14 protein-coding genes are annotated in these 15,187 nt (G+C 70.3%); 5 read left to right on the top strand and 9 right to left on the bottom strand.

The window, feature by feature from the left end:
• Positions 1-10: 10 nt before the first annotated feature.
• Positions 11-1,201: a dephospho-CoA kinase gene (gene coaE / locus NLX83_RS24745; RefSeq protein ID WP_254237546.1), complete on the top strand. Its 1,191-nt coding sequence runs from the start codon at positions 11-13 to the stop codon at positions 1,199-1,201.
• A gap of 18 nt (positions 1,202-1,219) precedes the next feature.
• Here the strand turns inward: coaE and NLX83_RS24740 are convergent, their stop codons facing one another.
• A complete protein-coding gene (locus NLX83_RS24740) occupies positions 1,220-1,747 on the bottom strand; it encodes a DUF402 domain-containing protein (RefSeq protein ID WP_254237545.1) in 528 nt (175 codons plus the stop codon).
• Between the two features lie 155 nt (positions 1,748-1,902).
• Positions 1,903-2,442, bottom strand: a complete 540-nt coding sequence (locus NLX83_RS24735) for a DUF402 domain-containing protein (protein WP_254237544.1) — start codon at positions 2,440-2,442, stop codon at positions 1,903-1,905.
• A gap of 109 nt (positions 2,443-2,551) precedes the next feature.
• On the opposite strand from NLX83_RS24735, the gene NLX83_RS24730 reads away from it, so the two are divergent.
• Together NLX83_RS24730 and uvrB are read left to right on the top strand one after the other, a co-directional pair.
• Positions 2,552-3,688, top strand: coding sequence for a DUF5685 family protein (locus NLX83_RS24730; protein WP_254237543.1), 1,137 nt, complete (start codon positions 2,552-2,554; stop codon positions 3,686-3,688).
• 46 nt (positions 3,689-3,734) lie between these two features.
• A complete protein-coding gene (gene uvrB / locus NLX83_RS24725) occupies positions 3,735-5,900 on the top strand; it encodes an excinuclease ABC subunit UvrB (protein WP_308209368.1) in 2,166 nt (721 codons plus the stop codon).
• Between the two features lie 94 nt (positions 5,901-5,994).
• On the opposite strand, the gene NLX83_RS24720 is transcribed toward uvrB, so the two are convergent.
• Both NLX83_RS24720 and NLX83_RS24715 read right to left on the bottom strand, forming a co-directional pair.
• Positions 5,995-6,375 carry a VOC family protein gene (locus tag NLX83_RS24720; protein ID WP_254237542.1) on the bottom strand — a complete coding sequence of 127 codons (381 nt, stop codon included), beginning with the start codon at positions 6,373-6,375 and terminating at the stop codon, positions 5,995-5,997.
• A gap of 190 nt (positions 6,376-6,565) precedes the next feature.
• Positions 6,566-7,411 (bottom strand): helix-turn-helix domain-containing protein, encoded by an 846-nt coding sequence (locus NLX83_RS24715; RefSeq protein WP_254237541.1) that lies wholly within the window; start codon positions 7,409-7,411, stop codon positions 6,566-6,568.
• Positions 7,412-7,860: 449 nt separating this feature from the next.
• On the opposite strand from NLX83_RS24715, the gene NLX83_RS24710 reads away from it, so the two are divergent.
• A complete protein-coding gene (locus tag NLX83_RS24710; RefSeq protein ID WP_254237540.1) occupies positions 7,861-8,067 on the top strand; it encodes a hypothetical protein in 207 nt (68 codons plus the stop codon).
• On the opposite strand, the gene NLX83_RS24705 is transcribed toward NLX83_RS24710, so the two are convergent.
• From NLX83_RS24705 to NLX83_RS24690, 4 genes are all read right to left on the bottom strand, one after another.
• A complete protein-coding gene (locus NLX83_RS24705) occupies positions 8,004-8,897 on the bottom strand; it encodes an ABC transporter permease (RefSeq protein WP_254237839.1) in 894 nt (297 codons plus the stop codon). The two genes, NLX83_RS24710 and NLX83_RS24705, sit on opposite strands and share 64 nt — an antisense overlap.
• A 23-nt stretch (positions 8,898-8,920) precedes the next feature.
• On the bottom strand, positions 8,921-11,791 hold the full coding sequence (locus NLX83_RS24700; protein ID WP_254237539.1) for an alpha/beta fold hydrolase: 2,871 nt from the start codon (positions 11,789-11,791) through the stop codon (positions 8,921-8,923).
• 90 nt (positions 11,792-11,881) lie between these two features.
• Positions 11,882-12,196 carry an antibiotic biosynthesis monooxygenase family protein gene (locus NLX83_RS24695; protein WP_254237538.1) on the bottom strand — a complete coding sequence of 105 codons (315 nt, stop codon included), beginning with the start codon at positions 12,194-12,196 and terminating at the stop codon, positions 11,882-11,884.
• A gap of 69 nt (positions 12,197-12,265) precedes the next feature.
• The gene (locus tag NLX83_RS24690) at positions 12,266-12,559 is read right to left on the bottom strand and encodes an antibiotic biosynthesis monooxygenase family protein (protein WP_254237537.1); all 294 of its coding nucleotides are present in this window, start codon (positions 12,557-12,559) and stop codon (positions 12,266-12,268) included.
• 233 nt (positions 12,560-12,792) lie between these two features.
• On the opposite strand from NLX83_RS24690, the gene NLX83_RS24685 reads away from it, so the two are divergent.
• Positions 12,793-13,779, top strand: coding sequence for a TerC family protein (locus tag NLX83_RS24685; protein ID WP_254237536.1), 987 nt, complete (start codon positions 12,793-12,795; stop codon positions 13,777-13,779).
• Positions 13,780-14,032: 253 nt separating this feature from the next.
• Here NLX83_RS24685 and NLX83_RS24680 read toward each other — a convergent pair whose 3' ends face one another.
• On the bottom strand, positions 14,033-15,064 hold the full coding sequence (locus NLX83_RS24680; protein ID WP_254237535.1) for an alcohol dehydrogenase catalytic domain-containing protein: 1,032 nt from the start codon (positions 15,062-15,064) through the stop codon (positions 14,033-14,035).
• Positions 15,065-15,187 lie beyond the last annotated feature (123 nt).

The following is a 15,187-nucleotide window of genomic DNA, read 5'->3' as shown; positions in this document are numbered from 1 at the left end:
AATCCGGCCCATGTTGCGCGTGGGGCTCACCGGTGGGATCGGATCTGGGAAGTCGACCGTGTCGGGGAGGCTCGCCGAGCTCGGCGCGGTCGTGATCGACTCCGACCTGCTGGCCAGGGAGGTCGTCGCCCCGGGAACGGACGGGCTGCGCGACATCGTGGCCGCCTTCGGCGAGGGGGTCCTCGCGGCGGACGGTTCGCTGGACCGCGCCGCGCTGGCCGGGATCGTCTTCAGCGACGACGAAGCCCGCCGCACGCTGAACGGCATCGTGCACCCCAGGGTCGGCGCGCGCACCGGCGAGATGATGGCCGCCGCGCCGTCGGACGCGATCGTGGTGCACGACGTCCCGCTGCTGGTGGAGAAGGGCATGGCGCCCGCGTACCACCTGGTGCTGGTGGTGGACGCGCCGGTCGAGGAGCGGGTGCGGAGGCTGGTCGCCGTGCGCGGCATGGCCGAGCCGGACGCGCGCTCGCGCATCGCCGCGCAGGCCGGTGACGAGCAGCGCCGGGCGACGGCGGACGTGTGGCTGGACAACGGCGGTGAGCGGGCCGTCGTTCTGTCCGAAGTGGACAGACTGTGGGCGGAGCGCCTGGTGCCCTTCGAGGCGAACGTCCGCGAGCAGCGGGTGCACCGCGCGGGCTCGCCGAAGATCGCCGAGTACGACCCGGACTGGCCCGCGCAGGCCGCGCGGCTGATCTCGCGGATCCAGGCGGCGACCAGCGGCGCGCCGGTCGAGCACATCGGCTCCACGTCGGTACCGGGCCTCGCGGCCAAGGACGTGATCGATCTCCAGCTCGGCGTCGACTCGCTCGAGGAGGCCGACAAGCTGGCGCACGCGTTGGGGGAGGCAGGTTTCCCGCGCTACCCGGAGCCGCTGAGCGATACCGTTCTGCCCTCGCACCCCGACCCCGAGATGTGGCGCAAGCGCGTGCACTGCTCCGCCGACCCAGGCCGCCCGGTGAACGTGCACGTCCGCGTCCGCGAGTGGCCCGCGTGGCGCTACGCGCTGGTCTTCCGCGACTGGATGCGCGCGCACCCGGAGGAGGTCGCGGCCTACGCGGCGCTCAAGCGGGAGCTGGCACCGGCGTTCGCCGCGGATGGGGGTGCCACACGCTACGCCGACGCCAAGGACCCGTGGATGCACGCCGCACTGGCTCGCGCGATCGAGTGGGCAGGGGGTCACGCCGACCGGCCGTGGTGACCGGCCGGCGCGAACGCCCTAGATCTCCGGCATCGGGGGCCAGCTGTCATAGATCCCCATGGAGCACAGCCAGCTGCTGATGTCGTGGCGCTGGTAGCTGATCTCCTCCAGCGTCCGGTGCACGGTCCGCAGCGCCAGGTCGGCGTCGGAGGACCGCAGGACCCGTCCGGCCACGGCGGCGGCGAACTCCTCGGAGCGGACGATCCGCGCCGTGGTCCCGCCGGGCACCGCGAGCCCGAGCAACAGGTCGGTCGTGCGCCAGGACCGGGTATCTCGCTGCACCCGAACCGCCGTCAGCACGCTGGGCGTGCTGCGGGCGTGCCTGGATCTCGGCCGGAGGTAGGTCAACCGCAGTCCGAGGTCCGGCAACAGCCAGGTGACCTCGCACTCGGAGAACGGATCCTCCGGGGTGGGGCACTCCGTGCGGAGACCCCACGGCTCGACCCGGCACGTAGTCAGCTGCCGGGCAGTTCCTGACGAGTAGTTTCGCACCGAGGTAAACGTGTCAACCACGTCGACCAGCTGCGGTGTGATGACCGCGCTCACAAATCGGAGAGTAGCGGGGATGGCGCGGGGCGTGATCGACGGGTCCGTGACCGCGCTCACGTGCGGTCAGTGCCCAAGTATCGATCCGGGGAAGCCCCTCGCCCCGGCTCGCCGAATCCGTTCGGGGTGTCACGCCTGAAGGCGATCACGCTCGGTCATGGTTTCCACGACAGGGCGATACCGTGACCGGTGAGCCATTTGTCGAGGTCATAGCCGCTGCGGCTGATCCCGTCGACTGTGCGGTGCGTCACGGTGAGTGCTCGCTCGGCCTCGTCGGCTTCGATCAGCCCCGAACCGAGGGCGGTCAGCAACTCGTCGATGTCGAGCACGCGGACGCCCGATCCGGCCGTCACGAGGAGGTCGAGGTAGAGGTCTTTGGTCCGCCACACGTTTCCGACGCGGCTGATGTTCACTACATCGAGGTAATAATCGAAGCTCTCCTCGTGGCCCGGGTGCCAGGACCAGCGGCCCACCCGCAGCCCGAGCGAGGGCAGCAGCCAGCTCCGGAAGTACGCCAGTCGCGGGTGCCCCGGGGTCGGCCGGGCCATGTAGAGGCCGAACGGTTCGGTCCGGTAGGCGTCCACCTGGCGCACGAACCCCTTGGGATCGGTGTTCGTGCCCGCGTCGACGTCGAAGACCTCCGCCTTGGGCGGGTGGATGTGGCCGGGGTCCCGGTGGGCTGCGCTGGGCGTCACGCCGTCCACGATCGCGACGCGAAGGTCATTCGTCCAGAACAATCACACGCCTGGTCGCGTCGTGGGATCCTGCCGCTCCCGGTGCGGGGCCGATTCATGAGGGGGATTTGTGTTCGGCATCATTCGACCCTGTCGCAACCGCTTGTCCAAGCAGCTGCGCGAAGCCTGGCTCGCGCACCTGTGCGGGCTCTGCCACGCGTTGCGCGACCAGCACGGCCAGTTCGCCAGGGTGGTCACCAACTACGACGGCCTGGTCATCTCGGTCCTGGTGGAGGCGCAGTCGGAGCGGGCGAGCAGGCGCACCGCGGGACCGTGCCCGCTGCGCGCGATGCTGCCCGCCAAGATCAGCATCGGCTCCGGGGCCGAGCTCGCCGCCGCCGTCTCCCTGGTGCTGGCCTCGGCCAAGGTCCGCGACCACGCCGAGGACGGCGACGGGGCCTTCGCCAACCCGCGGTTGGCCGGGGTGGGCCGCCGCGTCGCCACCCGGTGGGCCCGGCAGGGCGCCAGCACCGGCGACAGCCTCGGGTTCGACACCACCGTGCTCACCGAAGCCGTTCTGCGACAAGGAGAACTGGAGCGCGGCATCGGCGCGGGGGACTCGCCGCTGCTGGCCACCGAGCCCACCGAGACCGCGACGGCGGCGGCGTTCTCCTACACCGCCGTGCTGGCGGGGCGCCCCGGCAACGCCGACGCGCTCGCCGAGGCCGGGCGCCTATTCGGCCGGGTCGCGCACCTTCTCGACGCGGTGGAGGACCTGGCGGCCGACCGCGCGTCCGGGGCGTGGAACCCGTTGCTGGCGACCGGGACCGACTTCGACGAGGCCCGCAGGCTGTGCGACGACGCGGTCCTCGGCGTGCGGCTGGCCCTGAAGGAGGTCGAGTTCACCGACCAGCGGCTCGCCCACGCGCTGCTCGTGCACGAGCTGGAGGCCGCCGTCGAACGGGTCTTCGCCCAGCACGCCGACCCGACCGCGCCGCAGGCCCCCGATCTGCCGCGGCGCAACTGGTTCGTCGGCTGCGGCATCGCCTCCTTCATGTTCTGCACGGGGCAGATGTGCTGCCGCAAGGAGTACAACGACCCGTGGGACCGCAAGAAGCGGCAGGGCTTCTGCCATCGGGACAACTGCTGCACCGACTGTTGCGCTGACTGCTGCGGCGAGTGCGGGTGCCGCGCCTGCGAGGGCGGCCTGAACTGCGGCTGCCGGGCGTGCTGCCGCAAGTGCGACTGCGATTGCGACTGCTGCTGAGCTGGTCCGTTCGTGATTGTCGGGGGTCCGACATACCCTCGACGTCGTGGCACAGGAACCGCATTACTACCCCTCGACCGGCCCGATCTCCGAGCACCGCCCAGTGGGCGAGATCCCACGAGCGTCGGGCCGGTTCGAGGTGGTCAGCGACTACAACCCAGCGGGTGACCAGCCCGCGGCCATCGACGAGCTCGAACGCCGGATCCGCGCGGGCGAGCCGGACGTCGTGCTGCTCGGCGCCACCGGTACCGGCAAGTCCGCGACCACCGCGTGGCTGGTCGAGCGGTTGCAGCGGCCGACGCTGGTGATGGCGCCGAACAAGACCCTGGCCGCCCAGCTGGCGAACGAGCTGCGCGAGCTCTTCCCGAACAACGCGGTCGAGTACTTCGTCAGCTACTACGACTACTACCAGCCAGAGGCCTACGTCCCGCAGACCGACACCTACATCGAGAAGGACTCCTCGACCAACGCCGAGGTGGAGCGACTGCGCCACTCCGCGACGATGAGCCTGCTGACGCGGCGCGACACCATCGTCGTCGCCTCGGTGTCCTGCATCTACGGCCTCGGTACCCCGCAGGAGTACCTGGACCGCTCGGTGCACCTGAAGGTCGGCCAGGAGGTGGAGCGGGAGACGTTGCTGCGCGCGCTGGTCGACGTGCAGTACACCCGCAACGACATCGCGTTCGCCCGCGGCACGTTCCGCGTGCGCGGCGACACGGTCGAGGTGATCCCCGCCTACGAGGAACTGGCCGTGCGGGTGGAGTTCTTCGGTGACGAGATCGAGCGGCTGTACTACCTGCACCCGCTGACCGGTGACGTGGTGAAGGAGGTCGAGGAGGTCCGGGTCTTCCCGGCCACGCACTACGTCGCGGGTCCGGAGCGCATGGAGCGCGCCATCAAGGCCATCCTCGAAGAGCTGGAGACGACGCTCGCGAAGATGGAGAAGCAGGGCAAGCTGCTGGAGGCGCAGCGGCTGCGGATGCGCACCAACTACGACATCGAGATGATGCGCCAGGTCGGCTTCTGCTCGGGTATCGAGAACTACTCCCGGCACATCGACGGCCGCGAGCCCGGCACCGCGCCCGCGACGCTGATCGACTACTTCCCCGAGGACTTCCTGCTCGTCATCGACGAGTCGCACGTGACGGTGCCGCAGATCGGCGGCATGTACGAGGGTGACGCCTCCCGCAAGCGCACCCTGGTCGAGCACGGTTTCCGATTGCCGAGCGCGATGGACAACCGCCCGCTGACCTGGGAGGAGTTCACCGACCGGATCGGGCAGACGGTGTACCTGTCCGCGACGCCGGGCTCCTACGAGATGGGGCAGGCGCGCGGCGAGTTCGTCGAGCAGGTCATCCGGCCCACCGGTCTGATCGACCCCGAGGTGGTGATCAAGCCGACCGAGGGCCAGATCGACGACCTGGTGCACGAGATCCGGGTGCGCGCGGAGCGGGACGAGCGGGTCCTGGTCACCACGTTGACCAAGAAGATGGCCGAGGACCTGACCGACTACCTGCTCGAGCTCGGCATCCGGGTGCGCTACCTGCACTCCGAGGTGGACACGCTGCGCCGGGTGGAGCTGCTGCGCCAGTTGCGGCTCGGCGAGTACGACGTGCTGGTCGGCATCAACCTGCTGCGCGAGGGCCTCGACCTGCCGGAGGTCTCCCTGGTGTCCATTTTGGACGCTGACAAGGAGGGCTTCCTGCGCTCGGGCACCAGCCTCATCCAGACGATCGGCCGCGCGGCGCGCAACGTCTCCGGCCAGGTGCACATGTACGCCGACAAGATCACCGACTCGATGCAGTACGCGATCGACGAGACGAACCGGCGGCGCGCCAAGCAGATCGCCTACAACACCGAGCAGGGCATCGACCCGACGCCGCTGCGGAAGAAGATCGCCGACATCCTCGACGTGGTCTACGCGGAGGCCGAGGACAGCGAGCAGGTGGCCGTCGGTGGTTCGGGCCGCAACGCCTCTCGCGGCAAGAAGCCGGAGCAGGGCGGCGGTGGCCGCACCACCGCGGGCGTGCTCGGTGACCGCGACGTCAAGACGATGGCCAGGGCCGAGCTGGCGGATCTGGTGCAGCAGCTGACGGATCAGATGATGAACGCGGCGCGGGAGCTCCAGTTCGAGCTGGCCGGGCGGTTGCGCGATGAGATCCACGACCTGAAGAAGGAGCTCCGCGGCATGGACGCCGCAGGCGTCAAATAAACACAGTCGCAGGCGTCAGATCGGCGATGCGGCCGGGTGTAGTGATCCCGGAGGTAGGGCCGGTCGGTGGTTGGCCGACCGGCCCCGCGCGTCATCAGGCCGCGCTCGGGTCGTGCTGCATGGCGCCGAAGATGTTGCCCTCGGTGTCCTTGATGTGGACGGTCCAGCCGAGGCCGGGCAGCGCGGTCTTGGCGACCGCGACCGCACCGCCGTTGGCGACCGCGGTCTCCGCGGTGGCGTCGCAGTCCTCGACGAGCACGGTCAGCACGAAGGAGTTCGCGGACTGGCCCTCGGCCGGGGCGGCGTCGGTGCGCTGCACCATGCCGCCGCCGATGGTGGCGTCCTCGCCGGTCTCGATCCCCCAGTACGGCATCTCGCCGAACTGGCTGAACTTCCAGTCCAGGACCGCGCTGTAGAACGCCTGCGCGCGAGCAGGGTCGCTGGCGTTGATCGTGAAGTGGACGGGGGTTGCCATCGTTGTCTCTCCTCCGGGTGGGGTGTCGGCAGGGGGAGAGGCAGATCCTAGACAGTCCGTCGCGGAGCATGATCGCCCGGTGACCGTCAGCGCTTCGCCCGGCCGGTCCGTGAGGCGCCGGAAGCACCTGGATGTCAACGCGGACAAGGGAATCAGCGCCGTGCCGGTCGTCTCGCAGGACACCGCGTCCTCATTCCAGTTCCTTGGCGATCCGGGCGATGAACGCGGCGGATTCCCCGGTGTCCAGCGCCGCGTCCACCAGCCGGTCCACGGCGCGCTCGTAGGTCTCGACGTCGCTGTCGTCCTCCAGGAACAGGTGCGAGGTCAGGTGGTCGACGAAGACTACCGTCGGCGGCCTGCTGCGGGCGAACATCGAGAACGATCCGGTCCAGCCCACGTTGGACCGGCTGGAGTTCGGCACGACCAGCAGGGTCACGCCGCGCCGGGTGGACATCCGCAGCAGGTGGTCGAGCTGCCTGCGCTGCACCGGCACGCCGCCGACGGTGTAGCGCAGCGCGGGTTCGGTGGTGATGGCCAGCAGGGTGGGCGAGGGTTCCCCGCGCAGCCGGGCCCGCCGTCGTTTCCTGGTGGTGACCAGCTGGCGGATCTCCCGCTCGGTGAGCATCTCGCTCTCGGTCAGCAGTGCCCGCGCGTACTCGGTGGTCTGCAGCAGGTCCGGCACGTGGGTGGCCTGGAAGTCCACGATGCCGCTGGCCTCGGCCTCCAGTTTCAGCAGCGTGCGCAGCCGCTCGTCGTGGTCGGGGTGGAAGGGCTGCCACCAGCCGCGCCGGTCGACCTCCCTGGCCAGTGCCAGCAGCCGGGCGCGGCGGTCGCCGGTCACGTCGTAGAGGGCGAGCAGGGCGGCGACGTCCTCCACCCGCGCGCAGCGCTTGCCGCACTCGATCCGGCTCAGCTTGCTGCTGGAGGCGTCGATCCGTTCCCCCGCCTCGGCCAGGGTCAGGCTCGCGGCGACGCGCAGCCTGCGCAGCTGTTCGCCGAGCTCCTGCCCGCGCAGCGTCGGCTCGGGGTCGGTCATGTGTGCCCTCCAGCGTCGTGAACGATTTCGGCGCAATGGTGGCGCGGGGCACTGACGAAAAAGGCCGCCGAACGGGCCCGAACCCGGGGAATCACTCCAACGCGTTATTGATTGCCACGGTGGCAAAAACCCGCTCGCGCGAGAGAGGTGGGCGAGGGTGGCTTTCGCCCGCTCAGGGGGACCCCCTAATTCGATTATTCCGGCATTTGCCGGGAGGCGTCAACGCGCAGGTCGGACCTGGGGGGAATCCGTCTCATGGTCGGGGAACTTGTGCTGGAGCAAGGCGATGCGAATCGCAGGTACCCTCGTCCCCGGCCTTCCCGTGCTCTTCGTCGAACCCTCTCCCATAGCACACCCATCGCGCTCCGGGGAAAGCCCGTTTCGTACTCTTAGCCGCCGAGGAGAGCGCTCTCAAACCCGATAAGAGTACGAAACGGGAAAAGCGGGGCATGGGGGGTCTCGCCCCGGCAGCCGCTTCGGCCTACTCGTTCTCCGACCGGCTGGTCACGCTCCTGGCGATCGTGGTCGCGATCGCGATCGCCGCGGTCGTGCTGCTGCCGGGGGAACCGTGGGGTTGCTGTGGTTCTAGGCGTCAGCTGGTGATGTCCTTGCGCGCGAACCTCCGCACGGCCAGCAGCACGAAGAACGTTCCGTAGGCCAGCGAGGAGAACGCGCCCGCCGCCATGTTCGACCAGTCGATGTCGGTGCTCAGCAGGTCCGACCACGCGTAGGAGTAGTGCGTGGGCAGGAACTCGCGCAGGGAACCGAGATCGGTGATCTGGTTGAGGATCTGCGACACGATGGACACCAGCGCGGCGCCGCCCACCGCGCTCAGCGGAGCGTCGGTGGACACCGACAGCAGCAGCGCCAGCCCGGCGACCCAGAACAGGTGCACGGCCAGGTAGCACAGCGCCAGGCCCAGCGCGACGAGGCCGTCGGCGAGCGGAACCGACTCGCCGGTCGGCGTCACCATATCGCCCGCGCCGTACCAGATCAGCCCGACCAGCAACGACATCACGGGCAGGACGAGCAGGCCGAGCACCGACAGCAGGCCGGAGACCAACGCCTTCTGCCGCAACAACCTCCCGCGCGGGACCGGGATCGCCAGCAGGTACTTCAGGCTGGACCACGACGCCTCGCTCGCCACCGTGTCACCGAAGAACAGCGCGACCACCACGACCAGCAGGAAGTTCGCCGAGGCGAACAACGCGAAGGTGACGAAGTTCTGGCCGCTCGCCGTCGCCAGGTCGACCAGGCCGCCCTGGCGGCGCGCCGTGCCGTTGGACCCCAGCTCGAAGGCGAGCAGCAGCACCACGGGCAGCACGGCGAGCAGGCCCAGCGTCACCTGGGTGCGCCGCCTGCCGAACTGCCGGGCCAGTTCCACCCGCAGCGGCAGCGTGCGCCGCTCGCGGTAACCCGCGATCGCGCCGTCCGCCCGCGTCTCGGTGGGCGGCGCCGGGGTGGGGTCCTCCGCCGCCTCCGGCACGGCACGCTCCTTGACCTGCTCGCTCACTGCACCGACTCCTCACCGACCAGCTGAAGGAACGCGTCCTCGAGCCGCCGCCGCGGCCCGGCCTGTTCCACCGCGATGCCCGCCTGCACCAGCGCGGCCACCGCGACCGCCCTCGGCAGCGGGCCCAGCTCCGCGGAGACGAACTCGCCCTCGGCGCTCACCTCGCCGACGCCCTCCAGTGTGCGCAGCGTGTTCACCGCGGTGCTCGGCCGGTCCACCCGGAACGAGGCCGCGCCGCCGCCCGCGACGATCTCGGCGACCTCACCGGAGGCGACGAGACGGCCGCGGTGCATCACCACGACGTGGCTGCACGTCTGCTCGACCTCGGCCAGCAGGTGGCTGGAGACCACCACGGTCCGGCCGGTCGCCGCGTAGCGCCGCAGCACATCGCGCATCTGGTGGATCTGCGGCGGGTCCAGCCCGTTCGCCGGTTCGTCGAGCACCAGCAGGTCCGGCAGTCCGAGCATCGCCTGGGCGATGGCCAGCCGCTGCCGCATGCCCTGGCTGTAGGTGCCCACCTTGCGCCGCACCGCCTTGCCGAGCCCGGCGATCTCCAGCGCCTCGTCGAAGCGCGCCTCCTCGGCCGCCCTGCCCGTCGCCGCCCAGTACAGCCGCAGGTTCGCCGTACCGGAAAGGTGAGGCAGGAAACCCGAACCCTCCACGAAGGACCCGATGCGGGACAGCACGGGCGCACCGCTGTGCACCCGGTGGCCGAAGACCCTGATCTCACCGGCGGTCGGCTGGACCAGGCCCATCAGCATCCGCAGCGTCGTGGTCTTGCCCGCGCCGTTCGGGCCGAGCAGACCGAGCACCTGGCCGCGCTCCACGGAGAAGGACAGGCCGTCCACCGCGGTCAGCCCGCCCTTGTACTCCTTGCGCAGACCGCTGATCACCAACGGAGTGTCCACAAGGGACTGATCGACGTCGTCCGCGCGCCGCCTGCGGAACCGGGCGAGCAGCGCGGCGGCCACGGCCACCGCGAGCACCACGCCGATGCCGATCAGGGCACCGACCGGCGCGGGGGAGGAGCTGCGCGTGCCGGGCACGATCGGCACCGACAGCGTGGGATCGACCTCGACGAGGTGGGTGGCCGGTTCCGCCGCGCCCGCGAAGGACTGGTCGGTGGTGGCGAAGACGACCTGCATCCGGTGCCCCGCCTCGATCGGCCGCACCACGCCCGGCAGCGCCGCGGTCACCTCGACCGGCGAGCCGTCCGCGGGCAACCCGGTCACGCGGATCGGCGCGACCGCACCGCCCGCGAGCGTGCGCCGCCCGTCCGGGCCGACGTCGTAGAGCTTGCCGAACAGCACCGCCTCGCCGGTGGCCGGTTGGCCGGGGATCGACCGCAGCCGGAGCCGGACGTTTGCCGACCCCGCAACGAGCACCTGCTCGGCCAGCGGGCGCGTCGTGAAAATCGCCGACTGGCCGGGGATGTCGATGCTCAACCCGCTGCTCAGCGCGGACGCGCCGCCGATCCGGTCGGACAGACCGGGGAAACCGCTGACCGCGGCGGGGTTGCCCCCGGCCGGGTTGATCACCGGCTGCGCCGTGCCGATCAGCTCGAACCGGTCCCGCCGCACCGCGTTCTGCCCGTGCAGCCCGGGGTAGCCCGGGGAGACCACCTCGCGCACGGACGCGCCGCCGCCGGTGCGGAAGGCGCCCTGCACCGCGTAGGAGAACCCGGTGCCGGGGTCGGTTCCCTGGCCGGAGAGGTGGAAGCCGAACCAGTCGGCGATCTGCCCGCGCAGCAACGGTCCCGGCCCGCCGCCGTCGTGACCGCCCGCGTACCAGATCGTCTTGACCTTGCCGCCCGCCCCGGCGATCTGCCTGGCGTTGGCGTCGGACTGATCGAGCCCGAAGAGGGTGTCCCGCTCGCCCTGCACGATCAGCGAGGGCACGGTGATCTTGTCGGCGACGCTGACCGGGGACGAGCGCCGCAACAGGTCGATGGTCTGCTGGCTGGCTTTGCCGGTGGTGGCCACCTCGGTGTAGGCCGCGCAGACCTCGGGCCGGAACCGGCCACAGGTCGCCGGACCCTGGCCCAGCGCGGCGAGGTTCGGCGCACCCCGCTCGCCACCTTGCGGCGGCGCGGCGGTGTCGGCCGGGGCGGACGTGCCGGTGGACGGGACGCCGGGTTCGGGGGCCTCCGGGCCGGGACCACCGCCGCCGGTGCTCGCGGGGCCGAGGCCGGAGGAGAAGAACATGCCCGCCCACGCGCGCTTGAACACGCCGTTGTCCGCGCCTCCGCCGCCCGCGGGACTGCCGGGGACGGCGGCGTCCCGTGTCGCCGCGTTCGGCAGCAGCGCCTGCGCGAGGTCGTTCCAGGTGATCAGCGGCGCGATCGCGTCGACGCGCCGGTCGACCCCGGCCAGCATCAGCGACAGCGCGCCGCCGTAGGAGCCGCCGGTGACACCCACCCTGGGGTCACCCGGCCCGTCGAGTGCCACCTCGGGCTGCCGGGACAGCCAGCTCACCAGCTGTTCGGCGTCGGCGATCTCGTAGTCGCGCGCGTTCAAGGCGATCTGCCCGGTCGAACGGCCGAAGCCGCGCGCCGAGTAGGCGAGCACCACGAAGCCCCGGTCGGCCAGTTCGGTGGCGTCGGTGGCCACCGAGTCCTTGTTGCCGCCGAAGCCGTGGGCGACGATCACCGCCGGTGCCGGTGTGCGCGCGGGCAGGTAGAGCGTGGCGTCGATCTGCACCCGCTCCGTCCGCTGCGGACCGTCGACGACGTCGAGCAGCACGGGACGGGTGGTGACGGGGGCGGGGGTCGCCGGGGTGTTCGACCACAGCACTACCCCGCCGCAGATCAGCAGGGCGACGAGGGCGAGCAGGGGCAACGCCCGGTTTCGGGAGCGCGGGACGGGCACGGGGCCGACGTTATGCGAACTCGGGTGAGCAGGGCGTCACAGAACGTGGAATCGATACGTGTCCGGGATCAACGCACCGTGCTCGTGGCACTACGGCAGGTGTTCCCGGTCGGAGTCCCGCAGGTCCACGACGTGTTCGACGCAGGGCGGTTCGACGAAGAATTCGCATACGCCCGCGCGCCACGACAGGAAACCGTCCGAGCCATAGAAACCCTCGATGTGAGATTCGAGTGAAACCCACTCGGACAGGAGAAGAAAACGGTTCGGTTGTTCGATCCCGCGGACCAGGCGGAGCATCCGGCAGCCAGGCGAGTCGGCGATATGCCGGGACGCCTCGTGGTAGGCGGCGATGAACGCCTTCTCGTCACCGGGACGGATGATGATCTCGGCGATCGTGACGATCACATCGCTGATCGTCGCACGGTCGGGGCGCCCGGCCCAGCCGTGACTTTTGTCAGTGCTGCCACCGCACGCTCACTCACCAGCGGGAACGAAGTGTTCGACCCGCGGGGCACCGACCAGGAAGCGGCCGATGCCATCCCTCCAACGGGTGAACGCGGGGGAGTTCCGGAAGCCTTCGGTGTGGGCCTGAACGCTGTCCCACTCCACGAACAGCACGAACCGGCTCGGGTTCTCGACGCCCCTGGTCAGACGGGCGGAACGGCAACCGGGGCTGCCGAGGAGATGGGCGACGGCCACCCGGTAGGCGGCTTCGAACTCCTCTTCCTCGCCCGGCTGGACAAGGATCTCGGCGACTTCGAGGATCATGGCTGCACATCGTCCCAGCCCTGCCGGGACGCGTGCAGCGTGTGTCCGCTCACCCCCGCTGGTGCGGGGGCGGTCGGGCATGAGAATCTTGCTCCGTTGTTGGAGGGGAGTATTCCTTCGCGGCGGCATCGTCATCACGGAGGGCTTCCCTCCCGGTGCCGTCGGTCGGCTGAGCTCAGTCGGCGGAAGAGACCTCCGGTCAATGGCGCATGCCTGTGAACCGGAGGTGAATGGTGAACGTTCCCGTCTGGCTGTGGATCGCGACGATCGTCGGCCTGCTCGTCCTGATCGCGATCGATCTCGTGATCGTGGACAGAAAGCCGCACGAGGTCACGATCGGTGAGGCGTCCAGATGGGTCGTCTTCTACATCGCGCTCGCGGTTCTGTTCGGACTGGGCATCTGGATGTTTTCCGGATGGCAGTTCGCCGGTGAGTTCTTCGCCGGCTATATCACCGAGTACTCGCTCTCGATCGACAATCTCTTCATCTTCGTCATCATCATGTCGACGTTCTCGGTGCCGGCGATCCACCAGCACAAGGTGCTGCTGATCGGCATCCTGATGGCGCTGGTCATGCGCGGCGCGTTCATCGCGGCGGGCGCGCAGCTCATCGAGCGCTTCACCTGGGTGTTCTTCCTCTTCGGCGCGTTCCTGATCTACACCGGCTGGAAGCTGGCGTTCACCGGGCACGACGACGAGGAGTTCAAGGAGAACCTGTTCCTGCGCGCGATCCGCAGGGTCCTCCCGGTGACCAAGGAGTACCACGAGGCCAAGTCCTTCGTGCGCATCGACGGCAAGCGCTGGGTCACCCCGATGTTCGTGGTCATGGTGGCCATCGGCTCGACCGACCTGCTCTTCGCGCTGGACTCGATCCCGGCGATCTTCGGTCTCACCAAGGAGACCTACCTGGTCTTCACCGCCAACGCCTTCGCGCTGATGGGCCTGCGGCAGCTGTACTTCCTCATCGGCGGCCTGCTGAACAAGCTGGTCTACCTCTCCGTCGGCCTCTCGGTGATCCTGGGCTTCATCGGCGTGAAGCTGATCCTGGAGGCGCTGGCCACCAACCAGCTGTCGTTCATCAACGACGGCCAGCCGCTGGACGTGCCGCACATCGGCATCGAGCTCTCGCTGTCGGTGATCGTCGGCGTCCTGGCGATCACCACCATCGCCAGCCTCATCAAGGTCCGGCGCGACCCGGAGGCGGTCAAGCAGCTCGACTAGCCGCGACACGACGTCGAACGGGGCCGGTGCGCACGCGCACCGGCCCCGTTGTCGTCTCCGGCTTCCAGCGGGGTCCGCCGGTCTTCAAGTACCCCGAACCCCCGTTCCAGCGGTCGCGAACCGCCCCCAACCCCGGTCGGTGGCCGGGGTTGGGGGCGGTTGAAGACGTTCTGGGTGGGGGCCGGGGGTACTTGAAGACGCCCCAACGACGGGCATGTCTCGGCTGCGGTGGTGGTCGATCGGGGTGTGGGGTCTAGGCGGCGTTGGGCTGGACGACCACCTTGAGCTGGGTGCGGTCGGTGAGCGCCGTTTCGATCGCCTGGCCGGTGTGGGCCAGCGAGAACCTCGCCGTGACCAGGCCGGAGAGCCGGACGCGGCCGGTGCCCGACCAGCCGATGGCGCTGCGGAAGGCGGCCGGGCCGTAGCGGAAGCAGCCGACCAGGTCGACCTCCCACCGCTGCACGTAGCCCAGGGGCGCGGCGGGCCAGCGCTGGGGGACGCCGACGAGCGCGATCACCCCGCCCGGCTTCAGCGATTCCACCGCCTCCAGGGCCGACGCGGCACCGGAGCACTCCAGCATGCGGTCGATGCTCGCGCCGGGCAGCTCGTCGGCGTTGAGGTCCACCACCGGGCCGGGGTGCAGCCTGCGGGCCAGCTCCAGCCGCTGCGGGTGCACGTCGGCGACGGTCACCTCCAGCGCCCCGGCCGCCAGCGCCGCCTTGGCGGTGAGCAGGCCGATCGGGCCCGCGCCGGTGACCAGGACCCGGTGACCGGTGGCGACCCTGGCGCGGTGCACCGCCCAGCAGCCCACCGCGAGCGGCTCGATCAGCACGCCCTCCTCCGGGTTGAGCCGTTCCGGCAGCGGGTGGGCGAGGCGGTGCTCGATCACCACGTGCTCGCGCAGCGCGCCGTTGGTCGGCGGGGAACCGAGGCAGTAGCCGCTGGAGCAGAGGTTGGACCGGCCGCTGCGGCACAGCAGGCAGACCCCGCAGGAGGTCGCGGGTTCGAGCGCGACCTGCCTGCCGAGCAGCTTCGGCGGCGTGCCCTCGCCGACTCCGACGACGATGCCGGACGCCTCGTGACCGAGCACGGTGGGCGTGCTCAGCACCGTGGGGCCGTTGTAGCCGTCCACGTAGTAGTTGAGGTCGGTCCCGCAGAGGCCGACCCGCTCGATCTGGACGAGGACCTGGCCCGGCCCGGGTCGCGGCCGGTCCACCTCCTCCAGCCGGAGGTCGCGCGGCCCGTGCAGCACCGCGGCGAACTCGCGCTCGGTGAACTGGGTCATCCGGCACCTCCCCGCGGGCACGTGATCCCACTGGAGTGATCGACCGCCCCGGGGCCCGTCCTGATCGGCCGACCGGGGGCTCTGCCGGGGAATATGCCCGAATTGTTCCACGTTGTGGAACGG

Origin of the sequence: Allokutzneria sp. A3M-2-11 16 (assembly GCF_024213555.1) — a bacterium.
In the GTDB taxonomy this organism is placed as follows: Bacteria; Actinomycetota; Actinomycetes; order Mycobacteriales; family Pseudonocardiaceae; genus Allokutzneria.
This window is presented reverse-complemented; position numbering and strand designations above follow the sequence as displayed.